Genomic DNA, 18,293 nt, shown 5'->3' on the forward strand with positions numbered 1-18,293 from the left:
ACGCACCTTAGCGGAGAAACGGACGAATGTTGCAGCGGCCATTGGCCCCTTGAACCGACATGCTGTAGCCCGGAGGAAAACCGACTGTTATGAAGCTGCTTTGCTGAGGAACGCCCCCAGCGGGAGGATTAAGTGAAAACTGCACTGCAGTTCTGCGGCCAGTCGTTTCGCTAGGGCCGTACCCCCGCAACACATAGATACGCTGATGCCACCCTGCCCCCAACTTGCGTCGCGCAAAATCCGCCGCGGCGCACCAATACCCATCTGTATCCTGACGCGCCCTGGGGATGACTTCGAAAGAAGTGCCGTTTATCGGTTCGGTCTGATACCCGTTTGGTGCCGCATCGGATGTCCCAGGAACGCTCAAGGCAAAGGCGGCCAAAGTGGCGCATACAATAATCTGTTTCATAGCTAACATCTTTCCTAATTGCGTGTGCCTAATACGTTAGGTCACGGCTTAACCCTGCATAGTGGGGATCACAATCAATTCAGCCCTAACCCGATACGCTGTGAACCGGTGTGAGCCAGCCTTGATACCGGATCAACAAACCCAAACCGGGCGCCTCGGCCGCCACATCGAACTTAAAACACCCTTGTTCATCCTGCCACTCGGTTGTGGTGGAGCGGGGCAACAAAAACGGCGGTATCGGAACTCCTAGTATGGTTAGTCGGTGAATGGAAATCCCAAGTCTGCGTCCGTCAAAACTGGGCTGCAACCAAATGGACATTGCGCCGAAATCTTCACGGACGCAGCCTGTGTCGTGATCGTATGTCAGGCTGGATTGCGTCTTGTGGTCATTGAAATCGCGCTCCCAAGACCATCTCTGCCCGTCTCTACTGATCGTTACCTGAACGGGGATGTTGCTGCCCGCTGGCGGAAATCGTCCCAAGCGCAACGCCATGGCAACCAGCCTTCCTTGACCGCGTTCGATCCAACAACGTCCCGCGAAGCGCCCTTCAGAACTGTGCAATGTCCGCACGGCCTCCGGCAGTTCAGCCTCGGCTGGCAGAGCCCTGAGAAATGGATCACTCACTCTGAAACCCCAACGGCGCAAAACGCGATCGTAGATCTTCATCAGGTACGAAACAGACCTGTGATCGTCCCCAAATTGCATATCTGTTTCGGGCGATGAAGCCGTAGAACGGATCCTTCAACATGGCAGGCAGAAACCGGCAAAGTGACAGCATGGGCCAAACCCCCGGCAATTGTCCCATAGCGGCGGCGAAAGCGTCCAGCCGTTCGTAAACCCTGCCATCCACCACGACCAAGTTGGTTTCAAAATCTTGCGTCGGCAATCCAAGCTGTCGAAAAAGGCCTTGGCCCAGTGGCGACTGCGCCGTCGCAAACTGAAACCGCCGAGATTGGTCCCGCTTGAGCATGAACTGAAAAAAACTCGAACACAGAACGCATTCGCCATCGAAAACAATCAGGTTTTTGCCGTCGAACATCTCTGTGTTCATAACGCTCTGCATGACCTCAACACCTTTGCCGTGAACGCTTTTTTGTAAGAGTGTCACGCTGGCCAGTATGTCGCAATGCGACATGAATGAATGTTCTGATTGAGACAAAGCGTGTCGGGGAGCCTCAGGTCCGGACTAACATCCACACCGAGGTTCTGATCCCATCCCCAAGAAAGACCTAAACCCGACAACACGGTAAACATATGAGATGCTGCTGCATGAGTATTGTTAAATTCAGCCAATTCCGTTCGAATTCTTGCCAAACTGATTGTGTGATTGATCCGGAACCCGAGGCCCAATGCTACGCCGACGGTTTTCACATTGGCTGGTCAAAACGGTTGTTTGCGCCCTACGCACGTGAAGTGGCAAGTGCGTTCTGAACCAGCGTGGAACCTCCAATCCAGAGCTGAAACCGGGGGTCATCAGCAATTCCTGCCTCGCCCCGGCCCGTCCCATGAGTGGACAAGCCGAATATAGAAACTGTGCAATTCAGGTTCTTTTGATTTCTTGCCAAGGTTTTTGGCGATGCCGCCAAATTGCCGTTTCCTACAATAAAAAAAGCGCCTCAATCCGAGGCGCCTCTTTTATTGATCCAGGAACGACCGCAGTTTGCGCGATCTGCTGGGATGTTTCAGTTTTCGCAGCGCTTTCGCTTCGATCTGACGGATCCGTTCACGGGTGACGCTGAACTGTTGACCCACCTCTTCCAGCGTGTGGTCGGTGTTCATACCGATGCCAAAGCGCATCCGCAGAACCCGCTCCTCTCGCGGGGTAAGCGAGGCCAGAACCCGCGTGGTTGTTTCCTTGAGGTTTTCCTGAATGGCGCTGTCCAGCGGCAGCACGGCATTCTTGTCCTCGATGAAATCGCCCAGTTGGCTGTCCTCTTCGTCACCGATGGGCGTTTCGAGGCTGATCGGCTCCTTGGCGATTTTCATCACCTTGCGAACCTTTTCCAGCGGCATTTGCAACTTTTCAGCCAGCTCTTCTGGCGTCGGCTCACGACCAATCTCGTGCAGCATCTGGCGACCGGTCCGAACCAGCTTGTTGATCGTTTCGATCATATGCACCGGAATACGGATGGTGCGCGCCTGATCTGCGATAGAGCGTGTGATCGCCTGACGGATCCACCAAGTTGCGTAGGTCGAGAACTTGTACCCGCGGCGGTATTCGAATTTGTCCACCGCCTTCATCAGGCCGATGTTGCCTTCCTGAATAAGATCAAGGAATTGCAGGCCACGATTCGTGTACTTTTTGGCAATCGAGATCACCAGACGCAGGTTCGCCTCGACCATTTCCTTCTTGGCCTGACGCGCCTCTTTCTCACCCTTTTGAACCTGCTGCACGATGCGGCGGAATTCAGGGATGTCCAGACCGATATACTGACCGACCTGCGCCATATCATTGCGCAGCTCTTCCACCTTATCGGTCGAGCGTTCAATGAACATCTGCCAGCCCCGGCCCGGCTTTTCAGCCATCTCAGAAAGCCAGTTGGGGTCAAGCTCGCGCCCGCGATAGGCGTCAATGAACTCACGGCGGTTGATGCGGGCCTGATCCGCCAGCTTCACCATCGAACTGTCCAAGGACATGATGCGGCGGTTGATACCATAAAGCTGGTCAATCAGCGCTTCGATCCGGTTGTTGTGCAGGTGCAACCCGTTCACCAGTTCAACGATTTCAGCGCGCAGTTTTTGGTAGGTTTCTTCGTCTTTTGCGCTGAAGGTGTCGTCTTCGTTCAGGGTGGCCGAAATCCGGCTGTCCTGCATCTCGGACAGCATCGCAAAATCGGTTGAGATGCGTTCCAGCGTCGTCAGCACCTGATCCTTCAGCGCGGCTTCCATCGCGGCGAGGGACATGTTGGCCTGATCGTCTTCGTCATCATCGTCGTCCTGGGCGATCGGATTTCCATCCGCATCCAGCTCGGGTCCGGTGTCCTTTTCAGGCTTCGCAGCCGAGACAGCCGATGTGTCGACAACCGGCGCTTCGACGTCGCCGTCTTCGTCCATCTGGTTGCCGAACGTGGTTTCCAAATCGATAACATCACGCAGCAAAATGTCTTCGGACAACAATTCGTCGTGCCAGATCGTAATGGCCTGGAAGGTCAGCGGGCTTTCGCACAGCCCCAGAATCATGGTGTTCCGACCTGCTTCGATCCGCTTGGCGATGGCAATCTCGCCTTCGCGGCTCAGCAGTTCGACGCTGCCCATCTCACGCAGATACATGCGGACGGGGTCATCTGTGCGATCCAGCTTTTCGGTCTGCGAACCGGCCAATGTTACTTCGCGGTTCGTATCGGTCGTAACCAGATCGGTCGAACCTTTGTTCTCTTCCTCTTCGGCCTCTTCATCTTCGATGATGTTGATGCCCATCTCGGACAGCATCGACATTACGTCTTCGATCTGTTCCGAGCTGACCTGATCAGGCGGCAGAACCTGATTGAGCTGGTCGTAGGTTATGTAACCTTTCTCGCGGGCCTCGGCGATCATCTTCTTGACGTTGGCCTGGCTCATGTCCAGCGAGATTTCCTGTTCCTGCTCGTCGGATTTGCGGTCTTCGTTCGTATCCTTGGCGGCCATTCAATGCTCCTGCAGGGATGGGTGATTCGTTTGATCCGAATCATTAGCGCGTGAAACTGATTCGGCCACCCGTTTACCTGTTTTTCTTTTCCAGTGCCTTACGAAAACACCACTTTAGCGACGTTTCCGCTCGAAATTGATACCTGACGTGATCGCCTTGAACGCGTCTTTCTCGTCGCGGTTGATTCGCGCACCGTTATCCGCGATGTCGAAAACGGCCTTGTCCTCATTCTGGCTGCGGCTCGTTCGGTTGCGCTCTTCGGCGGCCTGGGCCAACCGATAGGTCAACGCTTCGTCTGCCAGATCGGACAGTTCCTCTTCGGCTTCGGCAATCTCGGCATCCAACCCCCGGAGCGCTTTGATTTTCGCGAGTTCTTCGGCCAGCGTCATCTCGGCCTTTTCGACGTCGCCTGGTTTGAACACACAGGGGATGATTGCCACATGGCGAAGGCTCAGCAGGTTTTCAAGGGCTTCGGCCCCCAAAGTTTCGACAATGTGGTCTTTGAGGTTTTCGGGATCATCAATCGCATGCCTCAGGATCGCTTGCCGCAGAGCCGCATGATCTGGATCATGGCAGTCCATATCCTCAAGCTGATGTTCAAATTGCACAACGACCTGAGGATTCAGGATCGAGATCGCCAGAATTGCTGCCTCCCGCATCTGAATATCCGCATTCTCAGAAGATGCCAGGAAAGACGCGCGTGCGCCGGGCGTCGCCGGCTGTTTCGGCGGTTGCCACTTCCCGCGCGGCTGCCACGGTTTGTTCTGCGACTGCCGTTGGGGGCGGAACAGTTGCCAGCGCAGGTCTTTGATTTCCTGCCCATAATGGGATCGGATTGACGGGTCGCGGATCAGTTTGATCTTGTCACGCAAAGCCTTATCCAAAGCCGCCTTGCGTTCAGGGCTGTCAAACACCCTGTCTTCAGTCTCTCGCTGCCACAAAAGTTTGACCATGGGAACAGCATTGTCCAACACCGTTTGGACGGCCTTCGCGCCTTCGGCGCGCAGCAGATCATCAGGATCTTTGCCCTCCGGCATCAGCGCAAAGCGCAGCGATTTACCGGCTTCAATCAAAGGTAAAGCAAGATCAACGGCGCGCATCGCCGCGCGCAGACCCGCCGTATCACCATCCAGCGCAATGATCGGCTCGTCTGAAATACGCCACAACAATTGCAACTGATGCTCGGTGATTGCGGTTCCCAAGGGGGCGACAGACGCACCAAACCCGGCCTCGGCCAACGCGATCACGTCCATATACCCTTCGGCCACGATCAGCGGTTGCCCCTTGCCTGCCGCCTGCCGGGCCGGTCCCTGATTATAAAGACTACGTCCTTTGTCGAACAATTCGGTTTCTGGCGAGTTCAGATACTTTGCATTATCATTGGGGTCCATCGCCCGGCCGCCAAAGGCGATGCACCGGCCACGTGGATCGCGGATCGGGTAGATGATCCGATTTCGGAACGTGTCATAGGGTTTCTTGCCCTTGTTCGAAGGCTTGGCCAGCCCTGCCCCAAGGATCAAGTCCTCTTCGACGTTTTTGCCGCGCAAATGATCCCACAGACTTTGCCAGCCATCTGGTGCGAAGCCGATTTCCCAACGATCCAGAGCCTTCTCATCCAGGCCCCGCCGCGTCAGATAATCCCGCGCTTCCGCCCCCGCTCCGGTTTTGAGTTGAAGGCGGAAAAACTGCACCGCTTGCTCCATTACCTCGGCAAGCTGCGTTCGATGGTCTTGTTTTTCTTGTGCCTTGGGATCACGTGCAGGCATGGGCATGCCGGCCTCGCGCGCCAGAATCTCAACCGCTTCGATGAACGAGACGTTCTCGGTCTCTTTCACAAAGCTGATCGCATCCCCTTTGGCGTGGCATCCAAAGCAGTAGTAAAAACCCTTTTGGTCATCCACGTGGAACGACGCGGTCTTTTCATGGTGGAACGGGCAAGGCGCCCACATGTCACCTTTGCCCTGGTTCGATTTCCGCGCATCCCACATGACTTTGCGCCCAACGACCTGAGACAGGCTGAGCCGGGTGCGCAATTCATCCAGAAATCCAGGGGGCAGTGACATGGGTCAAACCTGACAGAAACGGAAACGCGCGCCAAGGGGATGACACGCGGTTGTCCACAAAGAAATGACGTCGCTGTGGATTATTGCAGCAGACACAGCTCCAACCAGGCCGCACCCAGATCTTTTTTGCGCACATCGCGCATCTTCTGTTCGTAGACCCACGGGGTGATCAGCGGAACGGCAGCGTTGTAGTTTTCAGGCCATGTTGGCGTAGTGTCAGAAACCGCCTTTGGCACATCCCGCTCTTTGACTCTGTCCAGCCGGGCTTGCTGGATCGCGGCAACCACTTCAGCCTGATACTGACAGCTTTGTTGCTTGGTTTCGGCAGCGGACAGAGGGGTAGCCAGCACAGCGGCGGCAATGGCAATACGCAACATTGGGATCTCCCGGAATCGTTTCTTGGTACAGCTTACCCGGGCACCGCGTCGCCTTCCATCTCCCTTTTGACCGACTGCGCAAGCAGGGGGGCTGGGAAAGGCTGGGCAATCCGGCACAGCCAGACTGCCCAGCCCTTAAGATCAGAGACCTTTGGCGCGGTAGCTGCTTGAGACCCGATCAATGGCCACGATATAGGCCGCTGTCCGCAGATCCTCGACATCATCGCGGCTGTGCCAGACTTCGCGCATGGACTGATAGGCAATGCGCATCGTGTCATCGAGACCCGAGCGCACCAATTCAAGCTCATCAGCACCTCTGAGGTACTTTGACTTGAAGTTTGGTGACATTGTCCAGGCATCGCCTAGGTAACGGTCCAACCGCTCCAATTCACTGACGATCAGTTCGTGCCGGGCTTCTTCCTGGCGGCGCTGCATGCGGCCAAACCGGATATGGCTCAGGTTTTTGACCCATTCAAAGTAGGACACGGTCACACCGCCGGCATTGGCATACATATCCGGAATGATCACTGTGCCTTTCTTCCGAAGAACTTCATCGGCACCCGCTGTAACCGGGCCGTTCGCTGCCTCAATAATCAACGGTGCCTTGATGCGATCCGCGTTATCCAGGTTGATGACGCCCTCCAAAGCAGCTGGGATCAAGATGTCGCATTCTTCTTCCAACACCGCAGCACCTTCGGCGGAATGCGTCGCGTCCGGGTAGTCGCTGACGCCGCCATGTTTGACGATCCACTGCCGCACCGCTTCGACATCAATGCCTTCGGGATTGTACAGCGCACCATCCCATTCGATGATGCCTACGATGATCGAGCCGTCTTCTTCGCTCAGGAATTTGGCTGCGTGATACCCCACGTTGCCAAGCCCCTGAACAATAACGCGCTTGCCATCCAGCTTACCGGACAGGCCAGCCTTGGCGATATCTTCCGGGTGACGGAAGAACTCGCGCAGCGCATATTGGACCCCACGCCCGGTTGCCTCGACCCGCCCTGCGATGCCACCCGCATTCAATGGCTTGCCCGTTACGCAAGCACGGGCGTTGATATCGGTCGTGTTCATCCTTGCGTATTGGTCGGCCATCCAGGCCATCTCACGCTCGCCCGTTCCCATGTCAGGGGCCGGGACGTTTTGCGACGGGTTGATCAGGTCACGCTTGGCGAGTTCATAGGCAAAGCGACGTGTGATCTGTTCCAGTTCATGTTCTTCATATTGACGAGGGTCAATGCAAAGCCCGCCTTTCGATCCCCCGAACGGAGTTTCAACCAAAGCGCATTTATAAGTCATCAACGCCGCAAGCGCTTCGACTTCGTCCTGGTTTACAGCCATTGCATAGCGAATACCGCCCTTAACCGGCTCCATATGTTCGGAATGCACAGATCGATAACCGGTGAACGTGTGGATCTCACCGCGCAGGCGGACCCCAAAACGAACGGTGTAAGTGGCGTTACAGACTCGGATTTTTTGTTCCAGGCCAGGCGGCAAATCCATCAAGGACGCCGCCCTGTTGAACATCAGATCAACACTTTCACGAAAGCTAGGTTCTTTGGTGCCGGTCATAAAATCCTCCGTACCGGTAACTGACAAATGTCATGACGTTTTGTCGCACCGCTGAGCGAATGCTGCAATCTTCAAATGTACATTTTTTAATCATTTTGAGAACGAGGACTTCCCGAGACCGCCCCTGAGTCGCTTTTTACCCGATCAACAGGTATTGTCCCCAGCGGCGAAACAAACCCAACAGCCCATGGATGACTGCGGCCAATTTTCATTCAATAATAGCACCATAGTGGCGACCCTGCCCAAATCTTGCCACGATCAAAGTCTAAATAGTTAAACTTGCCAAGAACTGGGATCAGTGTGCCTGACCGGTAGAAGGACAAGTTATGAAAAATTTCGTTTGTAAGTTAAAATTGACAAAAGAAAAGCAAGCGGACAGCCGTCGGCCAACATCAGATTCCTTCGTGAAATCTGAAGATGGCCTTATGACCATTTTCGGCCTTTTCCTAATCCTGATCATCTTCACTGTAGGTGGTTTTGCCGTTGATATTATGCGTTTTGACCATGAGCGAGCCAGACTTCAGTATTCTCTCGACCGCGCCGTTCTGGCAGCTGCTGACCTAGAACAGGACCTTTGCCCCAAAGTTGTGATAAAGGACTACTTGGAGAAAGAAGGCCTGTCGCAGTATCTGGTTGGGGATCCAATCGTTACCCCGGACCTTTGCGGCTCGCAGGCTGTTACTGTCCAGGGTTACCGTCGCGTTGAAGCAAGCGCCAAAATGGACGTGAAGATGCACTTCATGCAGTGGTGGGAAGTCGACTCGATCGCAACTTCGGTGGTCAGCGTTGCGGAAGAAGCTATTGGTAACGTTGAGATTTCAATGGTTCTCGACGTGTCCGGTTCGATGAATAGCAATAACCGCCTGACCACACTCAAATTGGCAGCGCAGAATTTCGTACAAGAGATGGTCGACAAAACCGAAGACGGCAAGCTATCGATCTCGATCGTCCCCTACGCCACCCAGGTGTCTTTGCCAGATTCACTGATGGCCGAATTGCAAACCACAGGCACCAACACGCACGCAAACTGCATCAACTTCGAGAACACCGAGTTCTCGACAAGCAGTTTTGATCGAAACCTCATCCGCAAACGGACGCTGCATTTCACCCATTGGGGCAACTATGATCGACGTTCGAACAACACATTAGTCTATAGTGAGATTTGCGAGAGTGACACGAACCGTGAGATCATGGTTCACCAAAAAGACGCCGACACTCTGAAGCAAAAGATTGCAGATTTCAAAGCGGGCGGAAACACCTCGATCGATTTGGGCGTAAAGTGGGGTCTCACCCTGCTGGACGAAAGCTTTAGACCTGTCGTTGCCTCGCTCGCCGCAAAAGGCGATGTTCCCGCCGAATTCGCGGCACGGCCGGCCAACGTTGCGAGTGGTGACACCATGAAAGTCATGGTTCTTATGACGGACGGCGCCAACACCTCGCAGTATTGGGTAAATGATCCTCACCGTGCCGGTAAGTCCGGTATCTGGTGGAATGAAGACGTTGAAGCGTATGTCTCATACGCCAAGCTTGTCGAAGGCAAAATCTACACTGGAGATAACGCCAGGTATTACTGGCCCAATGTCGATATCTGGGAGTGGGATAGCGATCGCAACTTCTATTGGGCGCGTGAACAACTTCAACCGGCCGGATATGGCAGCACTTTTGTTGATGCAAACACTATGACTGTTATCGAAGACGCAGATACTGAAGGATCGACGGACGGTTATGACAGGGCATACATTCAGTACCGTTGTCTTTCTTTTTCCGGTGGGCTTTGCAGCACATTCGACTACAGCACGTCCCGGCTGGTAAAATATGCGGACATGACACCACCGGTTACGCCTTCCGAGCATCTTACATGGCCGACCCTGTGGGAAAGTACGACACGATACGCAATCTACAACGATTTCCGCGACTACTACGGTTCGACCTTCGCATATGACTGGTACTACGATGCCGTGTCCTCGAGTAGTCGCTCGACCAAAGACCCTCGCGTTACCGCCATGTGCAGTTATGCAAAAAATGAGAAAAAGATCGTAATTTTTACGATTGCCCTGGAAGCTCCGAGCGCAGGCAAAGCAATCCTAAAAAGCTGCCAAAGTGATGATGGTGCTTATTACGAGGCGACGGTAGGCAACCTTCCGGATGTCTTTGCCTCAATCGGTTCAAGCATCCGTAACCTGAGGCTGACTCAATGATGAAGCGTTTGACCAAAAAATTGCGTCTGTTTCGTCGCGACGAAGAAGGCATGGCAACCATTGAGTTCATAATGTGGTTCCCGATTTTCATGATGGCCACATACTCGGGCGTTGAGCTGGGGATCGTTGCCTACAACCACGCAAACCTGGAACGCGCGCTCGATGAGACGATCCAGGACGTTCGGATGAACCACATAGCGAAATATGACGCGAGCCCCGGCGCAGCATGGACACACACGCTGCTCAAGCAGATCATCTGCGACAAAGCTGGTGCACTTCCAGACTGCACTGGCAATCTTGCTTTGGAAATGAAGTCGATTGACCCCCGGTCTACCAATCCTGTTCTGGACGCCAACCCATTTTGCGTCGACACCCCCGAAGAAGTGCGGGGGAAGGACGATCAGGTGTTCACGCCCGGGAGCTCTAACGAATTGATGATCATCCGAGCCTGCATTGAAATTTATCCGCTTTTCAACGGCACTACGCTCGGGAAACTGGCCGCCAGGGATCCCGATGGCCAGTACGAATTGCATGCAACAACGGTGTTTGTCCATGAACCGGCTTAAGCGCATACCTTTCAAATCTGTTTCAGGTTTTTTCGGTCGATTTTTCCGAAAACAAGACGGGGTAGTGAGCATCGAAGCCATTATGGTGTTTCCGTTGCTCTTCTGGTCCATGTGGACCTCATATACATATTTTGACGGCTATCGTCAGAGTGCACGAAACCTGAAGGCGGCGTATGCCATCGCAGATATTCTGTCCCGCGAAAAAAGCACAGTAACTGCCCAATATGTTACGACCATGTACGACCTGCAAAAATTCATGATTGCGGATCGATCGGCTGTTTCTATGCGAATTTCTTTCATTCGGTACGACAAGCCGGATGACCGCCATTATGTTTTGTGGTCATGTGTCCGTGGCGATAGCTTCGAAAAGTGGAATAACGGAACGATTGACCAAATCTGGGATCGCATTCCAGTGATGGCGGACAATGCGTCAATGATCGTGGTAGAAACAAAGGATCACTACAAGCGACCTTTCAAAATTGGCTTTGGTGACAATGATTTTGCAATCGACAAGTTCATCTTCACCCAACCTCGCGGCTATCACAACATCAACGTATCGGGTGATTGCTAGTTCCCCGACCGCTCGACCAGCATTGCTGTCAACATCTCTGACATAAACTTGGCTTCCGAGGCGGCTGTCACGCCGCCGACGCCAACGCGGTGGCCCATTCGCCACCACAAGCCCGGAGCCCAGCCATTTGGGCCTTTTGTGCGGGTGCGAACCAGAAACCCATTTGACGGTTTGAAAGCGAAAACACCGCGATCCACGGATTCAATATCCGCAACCTCGGCGATTATGCGTCCAGTCGTGGTGCGTAGTTCCGAACGTGTAAGCTCAATACGATCAAGCGTCGATTGCCACATACGATGCGCCAACCACAGCGTTGCAACACCAACGCCCAACAGGAAAACTTGCCAAACCAGTTCGGGCGGTGAAGCAAGTGCGACATAAATCACCAAGGCACCAACAGTGGTCAACATCCCGACACCGGCCCATCGTCTGGGGGATGACGCCTGGATCGTCGCCAGCACTTCGTCCTGCATTGATATCTCCTGTTTATCTGGGCTTCACCTAACTGCTTTTTGTCATGAACAACAGGCCCGATACCCTCTGACAATTTTGCACAGGCAAGGTGTGTCTCCGCAAATTGACTGCGATGGCGTAAAGAATAAATGCTGGTCAAACACATAGGAGGTCGACATGTCCCTAAGACCCACATTGGAAACCCGGCAGGCCGTACCCACGATGGAAGGGGCTGGGGTAAAACTACATCGCGCATTCGGGTTTCAGGATCCGTCGGAACTTGATCCATTTCTTCTGTTTGATGACTTCCGCAATGAGCGGCCACAAGACTACCAAGCCGGTTTTCCCTGGCATCCACACCGGGGGATCGAGACGATCACCTATGTGTTGTCCGGCACAGTCGAACATTCAGATTCGCTGGGCAACAGCGGCACGCTGGGTGCAGGAGATGTGCAATGGATGACAGCCGGATCAGGCATCCTGCATCAGGAAATGCCACATGGAAATACATCCGGCCAGATGCATGGGTTTCAGTTGTGGGGCAACCTGCCCTCGGATCAGAAAATGACGGCGCCACGGTATCAGGATGTGCAAGGTAGCGACATCCCGGAGATCACCGATGACGATGGAACAACCGTGCGGGTGATTGTGGGCGAGTTTTGGGGAAAAATCGGGCCGGTTGATGGTATCGCTGCTGACCCTCAGTATCTGGACATTCACATCCCGGCGGGCGTCAAAAAGACGTTTCGCATCGACACCTACCGCCGCGCCTTTGCTTACATATTCCAGGGTCAGGCGGCATTCGCAGACGCCTCGCAACCCTCTGGGATACTGTTGGAAAAAGAGGTTGCCGGGCAAGAGGTCAACATCCGCGACATGTCAGGGGACAGAACGCTGGTTCGCTTTGGCACCGGGGATGAGATCGCCGTTCAGGCTGGACCAGAGGGTGCGCGATTTCTCTTGATCTCCGGCGCTCCGATTGATGAGCCGGTTGCCTGGCATGGCCCAATCGTCATGAACACGCAGGCAGAACTGGAACGGGCGTTTCGGGAACTTCGGAATGGATCTTTCATTCGGCCTGCGCATTGACGAAACGGCGGCCTGATCCGGGATGGGTCAAGCCGTTACCGACCGGCGCACCATATCCCAATAAACCTGCTCCACCTCGTCCAGCGACAATCGTCCACCGGACCGGTACCAGGTCATTACACCGTTCAGCATGGCAATCACCGCCAAGGTCGCGATCTTGGTATCTGAAATCGCAAACAATCCGGATTGCTGCCCTTGGTGGAGAATGCCCTCAAGCGCGTTTTCGTATTTTCGGCGTAAATCCTCGATCTCGACAAAATTGTCCGGCGTCAGATTGCGAAGCTCCATATAGGCGATGAAAACCTCGTCCGGGCGTTCCAGATGAAAACGTATGTGAAACCCGACAAAGCGACGCAGCGTATCCTGTGCATCACCGCCCTGATCCATGGCTTCATAGGCCTCCAACAGTTCCTGCATGTGGTCGCGCATCAGCCGGTACAACAGGCTTTGTTTGTCGGGAGTATAATTGTAAAGTGCACCGGCCTGCACACCGACGTCCTTCGCAATCTGGCGCATTGAGACCGCAGCATAGCCATGGCGCGCAAAAAGCCTGATAGCGGCTTCGCGAATTCGCGGGCCTGTTATGTCGGAATGTGAACCTTGTGTACGCGCCATTCCGTGACCGTATCTGAACAAATGTTCAAATAGAACCCTGCTTGAACCAGCCTGGCAAAACGTGCATCACAGGCGAACGATGGACTTTGAAAGGTTTCACCATGAAGCCCCTGCCCCTGCTGACCCTGTTGCTGATCTGCGCCGGATGCGCTGACATACCCGAGCTTGATGGCAGCGAACCAAAATCTGTGAAATCTGCTGATTATCCTCACCTAATCCCTTTGCATGACATTCTTGGTGCCCCCGCTGATCCAGTCAGCGAAGCCGCCGAAGTCGAACAGGACCTGACAGCCCGCAGCGAAGCCTTGGCGAAAAAGGCGCAAGCGCTGCAGAACGCGCAAATCAACTAACGATAAGGGTTTCGACGCCCAACCGACCGGTGACGGATTGAACCCTCGTCCCGAACCAGCTAAGGCAACGCTGAACGGACAACGCGTCCGAATTCAGACAATGTCGAGCGGAAAGGAACCCACGGAATGGCACAGGCACTGCGGCTGGGAATTGCGGGCTTGGGAACTGTCGGCGTGGGTGTCGTCAGGATCGTTCGACGCCAAGCGGAGCTGCTGCAGGCGCGCACCGGTCGCCCAATTGAGATCGTGGCCATTTCCGCGCGCGACCCGAAAAAAGATCGCGGTGTCAGCCTGTCCGAATATGCGTGGGAAACCGACCCAGTTGCTTTGGCAAAACGCGATGATATCGACGTATTTGTTGAATTGATGGGGGGTGAAAACGGCCCCGCCAAAACATCGGTCGAAGCGGCGCTGTCCAGTGGCAAGGATGTGGTCACCGCAAACAAGGCTTTGCTAGCGATCCACGGCCAGGATCTGGCGGAAAAGGCCGAAGCTTCAGGCCGCGTTATCCGGTTCGAAGCCGCAGTGGCCGGTGGTATTCCCGTGATCAAGGCGCTGACCGAAGGGTTGGCCGGAAACGACATCACCCGCGTCATGGGCGTTATGAACGGCACGTGCAACTACATCCTGACACGGATGCAATCGCAAGAGCTGGGGTATAACTCCCTGTTTGAAGAATGCGCGCAGCTAGGGTATCTGGAAGCGGATCCAAACCTTGATGTGGGCGGCATCGATGCTGCTCATAAGCTGGCGCTTTTGTCGTCCATCGCCTTTGGCACAAAACCCAATTTCGACGGGATCGAGATCGAAGGCATTCAGCAGATCAGCCTGGACGATATCCACCAAGCGTCTGATATGGGTTATCGGATCAAGCTGTTGGGTGTTGCGCAGCGCACAGCGCGTGGCCTGGAACAACGGATGCAACCGTGCCTGGTGCCCAGTGACTCACCTTTGGGTCAGCTTGAGGGTGGCACGAACATGGTTGTGATCGAAGGCGACGCGGTCGAACAGGTGGTTCTGCGCGGCCCGGGCGCTGGCGAAGGCCCAACTGCAAGCGCCGTTATGGGCGACGTGTGTGATCTGGCGCGTGGTTTGCAAATTCCAATATTCGGACGCCCTGCAACGTCATTGGAAGAGGCCACCCCGGCCCGCACAGGCCTACCGGCCCCTTACTACCTGCGCCTCGCGTTGTTGGACAAGCCCGGGGCGTTGGCCAAGGTTGCCGCGATTCTGGGCGATGCCGGAGTGTCGATTGATCGAATGCGCCAATACGCACATTCCGAAAACACCGCCCCGGTGTTGATTGTGACTCACAAGACCACCCGAACCACGCTGGACCACGCGCTTGAAGGCCTGCGCGCCACCGATGTGGTGTCGGGCGAGCCTGTTGCACTTCGGATCGAACAGGTCTGACCCCTTGCAGCCTGCGCCATGAGCAGGCTATTCCAGACATGACGTCTTTGCTGACCAAAGGATTACATCGTATGACCGCTGCCAAAATTGATTTCAACGACCGCCTGCTGTCTCTGGGCCTAGCCCGGGTCGCAGAACAGGCAGCGCTTGCCTCAGCCTCGCTGGTCGGGCGCGGCGACGAAAAAGCTGCCGATCAGGCCGCAGTGAACGCGATGCGTGAACAATTGAACCTGTTGGATATTGCGGGCGTCGTTGTCATCGGTGAAGGCGAACGGGACGAAGCGCCGATGCTGTTTATTGGTGAAGAAGTTGGAACGGGCAATGGCCCCGGCGTGGACATCGCGCTGGACCCGCTTGAAGGCACGACGCTGACAGCCAAGGACATGCCCAACGCGTTGACCGTGATTGCCATGGGTCCCCGCGGTTCAATGTTGCACGCTCCGGACGTTTATATGGACAAACTGGCAGTTGGTCCGGGCTATCCGGACGGCGTCGTCAATCTCGACATGAGCCCGCGTGAGCGGGTCGAGGCGCTGGCCAAAGTCAAAAACTGCACCCCTGCGGACATCACTGTCTGCATTCTGGAACGCCCGCGCCACGAAGCGATGATCGCCGAAGTGCGCGAAACGGGCGCGGCAATCCGACTGATCACAGACGGCGACGTCGCCGGAGTGATGCATTGCGCCGAAAGCGAAGAAACCGGGATCGACATGTACATGGGTCAGGGTGGCGCACCCGAAGGTGTCCTGGCCGCAGCCGCGCTGAAATGCATGGGCGGGCAGATCTTTGGTCGTCTGCTGTTCCGCAACGATGACGAACGTGGCCGTGCCGCCAAGGCTGGCATCACAGATCTGGACCGCATTTATACGCGGGATGAGATGGTAACCGCTGACGTGATCTTTGCCGCCACAGGCGTCACGGGTGGGTCGCTTCTGCCGCGCATCAAACGAGAGCCGGGCTGGGTCGAAACCACCACGCTGCTCATGCGTTCGAAAACCGGATCAGTGCGCCGCATGTCGTATCGCACGCCTACCTGGCCTCATGCCGAAGCGTAGAACTATGTGCCTTTGCCTTAGGCAAGCGTATCTGTGTTGAATTGACAGGCCGGGTCCGTAAGGGTCCGGCCTTGCTGTCAAAGGGGAACGGATTGAGCTTTTTGGGGGTCGAACAATCGCTAACTGGCCGGCGTTGGATTGGACCCACGCCCGAAGTTGAACGCGCGGCGGAAATGCTGGCGCAACAGACTGATCTGCACCGGGCGGTCTGCCAGGTGCTTGCCCGGCGCGGAGTGCCTCCTATGGAGGCGCAGAGCTTTCTGGACCCCAAGCTCAAAGAACTCTTGCCCGATCCGCGCACCCTGAAAGACATGGAAATCGCGGCTACCCGGTTTCTGCAGGCCGCTCACCAAAAGCAGCGTATCGCTGTGTTTGCTGATTACGACGTGGATGGCGGCAGTTCTGCAGCGTTACTGTTGGTCTGGTTGCGCCAGATGGGTGTGCAGGCGACCTTTTATGTGCCTGACCGGATCGACGAAGGTTATGGCCCGAATGTACCAGCCATGCAAACGCTGGCGAAGTCGCATGACCTGATCATTTGTGTGGATTGCGGCACACTCAGTCATGAGCCCATCGCGGCTGCCAAGGGTGCCGATGTCATCGTTCTGGACCACCATCTTGGCGGCGAAACCCTGCCCGAGTGTGTGGCGGTCGTGAACCCGAACCGGCAAGACGAAAGCGGCGATCTGGGGTATCTGTGCGCAGCAGGCGTGGTCTTTCTGATGTTGGTCGAAGCTGGCCGTCAGATGCGGGGCACGGGGACCAAAGGTCCTGATTTGATGTCTTTGCTGGATCTCGTTGCCCTAGCAACGGTTGCGGATGTGGCGCCTTTGATCAGCGCCAATCGAGCGCTGGTACGACAGGGCCTGAAGGTTATGGCCGCGCGCAAAAGACCGGGTCTGGTGGCCCTGTCGGATGTGGCAAGGATGGATTCTGCTCCAAACAGTTATCATCTGGGATTTCTTCTGGGGCCGAGAGTCAACGCAGGTGGCCGGATTGGTCAGGCTGATCTTGGCGCGCGATTGCTAAGCACCGAGTCGATGACCGAGGCCGAAGCCCTGTCCGAGCGTCTGGACGCGTTGAACTCCGAACGGCGGGAGATCGAAAACGCGGTCCGAGCCGCCGCGCTGGACCAAGCCGAGGATCGGGGCTTGGACGCACCACTGGTCTGGGCCGCCGGTGAGGGTTGGCACCCCGGAGTCGTCGGGATTGTCGCCTCGCGTTTGAAAGAAACGGCAAATCGTCCCGCCATCGTCATCGGACTTGATGGGGATGAGGGCAAAGGCTCGGGACGGTCTGTATCGGGCGTCGATTTGGGTGCGTCGATCCAAAGGTTGGCCGCGGAAGGTTTGCTGGTGAAAGGCGGTGGCCACAAAATGGCGGCTGGTCTGACGGTAAAGCGCGATCAGTTGGAACCGGCCATGGAACGATTGAGCGAGCTGTTGGCCAAACAAGGGGCCGGACAAGGCGGACCAGCGGATTTGAAGCTGGACGGTACGCTGATGCCCAGCGCGGCGACGGTTGATCTGATCGAACAGATTGAAAAGGCAGGTCCTTTTGGCGCCAGCGCCCCTGCCCCACGTTACGTTTTGCCTGATCTTCAGGTGCGCTTTGCCAAACGCGTGGGCGAGTCCCATTTGAAACTGTCCCTGTCGGACGGCATGAGCAGTGGGCTTGATGCGATAGCCTTTGGTGCGTTTGATGGACCGATCGGAGAACGGCTGTCAAATCACGGCGGTGCACGGTTCCATTTTGCCGGTCGGCTCGAGATCAATTCATGGGGCGGTCGACAAAATGTGCAACTGCGCCTCGAGGACGTGGCGGAGGCCAATTGAGCCCGGTTTCTGGCCCTGCGCCGCACGCCAAAAAACTTTCACATCCCTGCACTTTTCGGCTTGCGGGGGTCCGAGTGAAACCGTAAAAGGCCCTCCACAAG

The 18,293-nt window shown here is 55.5% G+C and carries 17 protein-coding genes; 8 read left to right on the forward strand and 9 right to left on the reverse strand.

Going from position 1 to position 18,293, the window contains the following annotated elements; all coding sequences use genetic code 11:
* Positions 1 to 7: 7 nt before the first annotated feature.
* The 7 genes from D9K61_RS24245 to D9K61_RS24275 form a co-directional block, all read right to left on the reverse strand.
* Entirely contained in the window at positions 8 to 409 is a 402-nt protein-coding gene (locus D9K61_RS24245) for a hypothetical protein (RefSeq protein ID WP_120635794.1), read from the reverse strand.
* 85 nt (positions 410 to 494) lie between these two features.
* Positions 495 to 1,034, reverse strand: a complete 540-nt coding sequence (locus tag D9K61_RS24250) for a DUF4166 domain-containing protein (RefSeq protein WP_254055862.1) — start codon at positions 1,032 to 1,034, stop codon at positions 495 to 497.
* Positions 1,027 to 1,545 (reverse strand): thiol-disulfide oxidoreductase DCC family protein, encoded by a 519-nt coding sequence (locus D9K61_RS24255; protein ID WP_371688495.1) that lies wholly within the window; start codon positions 1,543 to 1,545, stop codon positions 1,027 to 1,029. The genes D9K61_RS24250 and D9K61_RS24255 overlap by 8 nt, the downstream gene beginning before the upstream one ends.
* Before the next feature lie 500 nt (positions 1,546 to 2,045).
* A complete protein-coding gene (rpoD, locus tag D9K61_RS24260; RefSeq protein WP_120635796.1) occupies positions 2,046 to 4,034 on the reverse strand; it encodes an RNA polymerase sigma factor RpoD in 1,989 nt (662 codons plus the stop codon).
* A 114-nt stretch (positions 4,035 to 4,148) separates the two neighbouring features.
* Complete coding sequence (gene dnaG / locus D9K61_RS24265; RefSeq protein ID WP_120635797.1) at positions 4,149 to 6,098, reverse strand: DNA primase; 1,950 nt, start codon at positions 6,096 to 6,098, stop codon at positions 4,149 to 4,151.
* 80 nt (positions 6,099 to 6,178) lie between these two features.
* Positions 6,179 to 6,475: a hypothetical protein gene (locus D9K61_RS24270; RefSeq protein WP_120635798.1), complete on the reverse strand. Its 297-nt coding sequence runs from the start codon at positions 6,473 to 6,475 to the stop codon at positions 6,179 to 6,181.
* A 141-nt stretch (positions 6,476 to 6,616) separates the two neighbouring features.
* Positions 6,617 to 8,047 (reverse strand): Glu/Leu/Phe/Val dehydrogenase, encoded by a 1,431-nt coding sequence (locus D9K61_RS24275; RefSeq protein ID WP_120635799.1) that lies wholly within the window; start codon positions 8,045 to 8,047, stop codon positions 6,617 to 6,619.
* Between the two features lie 326 nt (positions 8,048 to 8,373).
* On the opposite strand from D9K61_RS24275, the gene D9K61_RS24280 reads away from it, so the two are divergent.
* Genes D9K61_RS24280 through D9K61_RS24290 form a run of 3 tightly spaced genes read left to right on the forward strand, consistent with a single transcriptional unit; the run spans position 8,374 to position 11,382 of the window.
* Positions 8,374 to 10,245 carry a pilus assembly protein TadG-related protein gene (locus tag D9K61_RS24280; protein ID WP_120635800.1) on the forward strand — a complete coding sequence of 624 codons (1,872 nt, stop codon included), beginning with the start codon at positions 8,374 to 8,376 and terminating at the stop codon, positions 10,243 to 10,245.
* Between the two features lie 20 nt (positions 10,246 to 10,265).
* The gene (locus D9K61_RS24285; RefSeq protein WP_254055863.1) at positions 10,266 to 10,811 is read left to right on the forward strand and encodes a TadE/TadG family type IV pilus assembly protein; all 546 of its coding nucleotides are present in this window, start codon (positions 10,266 to 10,268) and stop codon (positions 10,809 to 10,811) included.
* Entirely contained in the window at positions 10,798 to 11,382 is a 585-nt protein-coding gene (locus D9K61_RS24290; protein WP_254055878.1) for a TadE/TadG family type IV pilus assembly protein, read from the forward strand. The genes D9K61_RS24285 and D9K61_RS24290 overlap by 14 nt, the downstream gene beginning before the upstream one ends.
* On the opposite strand, the gene D9K61_RS24295 is transcribed toward D9K61_RS24290, so the two are convergent.
* Positions 11,379 to 11,855 (reverse strand): hypothetical protein, encoded by a 477-nt coding sequence (locus tag D9K61_RS24295; RefSeq protein WP_120635803.1) that lies wholly within the window; start codon positions 11,853 to 11,855, stop codon positions 11,379 to 11,381. The genes D9K61_RS24290 and D9K61_RS24295 overlap by 4 nt on opposite strands.
* Positions 11,856 to 12,012: 157 nt before the next feature.
* Here D9K61_RS24295 and D9K61_RS24300 point away from each other — a divergent pair, with 157 nt between their 5' ends.
* The gene (locus D9K61_RS24300) at positions 12,013 to 12,924 is read left to right on the forward strand and encodes a pirin family protein (RefSeq protein ID WP_120635804.1); all 912 of its coding nucleotides are present in this window, start codon (positions 12,013 to 12,015) and stop codon (positions 12,922 to 12,924) included.
* A 27-nt stretch (positions 12,925 to 12,951) separates the two neighbouring features.
* Here the strand turns inward: D9K61_RS24300 and D9K61_RS24305 are convergent, their stop codons facing one another.
* Positions 12,952 to 13,539, reverse strand: coding sequence for a TetR/AcrR family transcriptional regulator (locus D9K61_RS24305; RefSeq protein ID WP_120635805.1), 588 nt, complete (start codon positions 13,537 to 13,539; stop codon positions 12,952 to 12,954).
* A 101-nt stretch (positions 13,540 to 13,640) separates the two neighbouring features.
* Between D9K61_RS24305 and D9K61_RS24310 the strand changes: the two genes are divergently transcribed.
* The 4 genes from D9K61_RS24310 to recJ all read left to right on the forward strand — a co-directional run bounded on the left by D9K61_RS24310 (position 13,641) and on the right by recJ (position 18,192).
* The gene (locus tag D9K61_RS24310; RefSeq protein WP_120635806.1) at positions 13,641 to 13,889 is read left to right on the forward strand and encodes a hypothetical protein; all 249 of its coding nucleotides are present in this window, start codon (positions 13,641 to 13,643) and stop codon (positions 13,887 to 13,889) included.
* Positions 13,890 to 14,015: 126 nt separating this feature from the next.
* Positions 14,016 to 15,302 (forward strand): homoserine dehydrogenase, encoded by a 1,287-nt coding sequence (locus D9K61_RS24315; RefSeq protein ID WP_120635807.1) that lies wholly within the window; start codon positions 14,016 to 14,018, stop codon positions 15,300 to 15,302.
* Positions 15,303 to 15,373: 71 nt separating this feature from the next.
* Positions 15,374 to 16,357, forward strand: coding sequence for a class II fructose-bisphosphatase (gene glpX / locus D9K61_RS24320; protein ID WP_120636171.1), 984 nt, complete (start codon positions 15,374 to 15,376; stop codon positions 16,355 to 16,357).
* 92 nt (positions 16,358 to 16,449) lie between these two features.
* Entirely contained in the window at positions 16,450 to 18,192 is a 1,743-nt protein-coding gene (gene recJ / locus D9K61_RS24325) for a single-stranded-DNA-specific exonuclease RecJ (RefSeq protein WP_120636172.1), read from the forward strand.
* Positions 18,193 to 18,293: the final 101 nt, after the last annotated feature.

Source organism: Ruegeria sp. EL01, from assembly GCF_900313035.1.
Classification (GTDB): domain Bacteria; phylum Pseudomonadota; class Alphaproteobacteria; order Rhodobacterales; family Rhodobacteraceae; genus Ruegeria.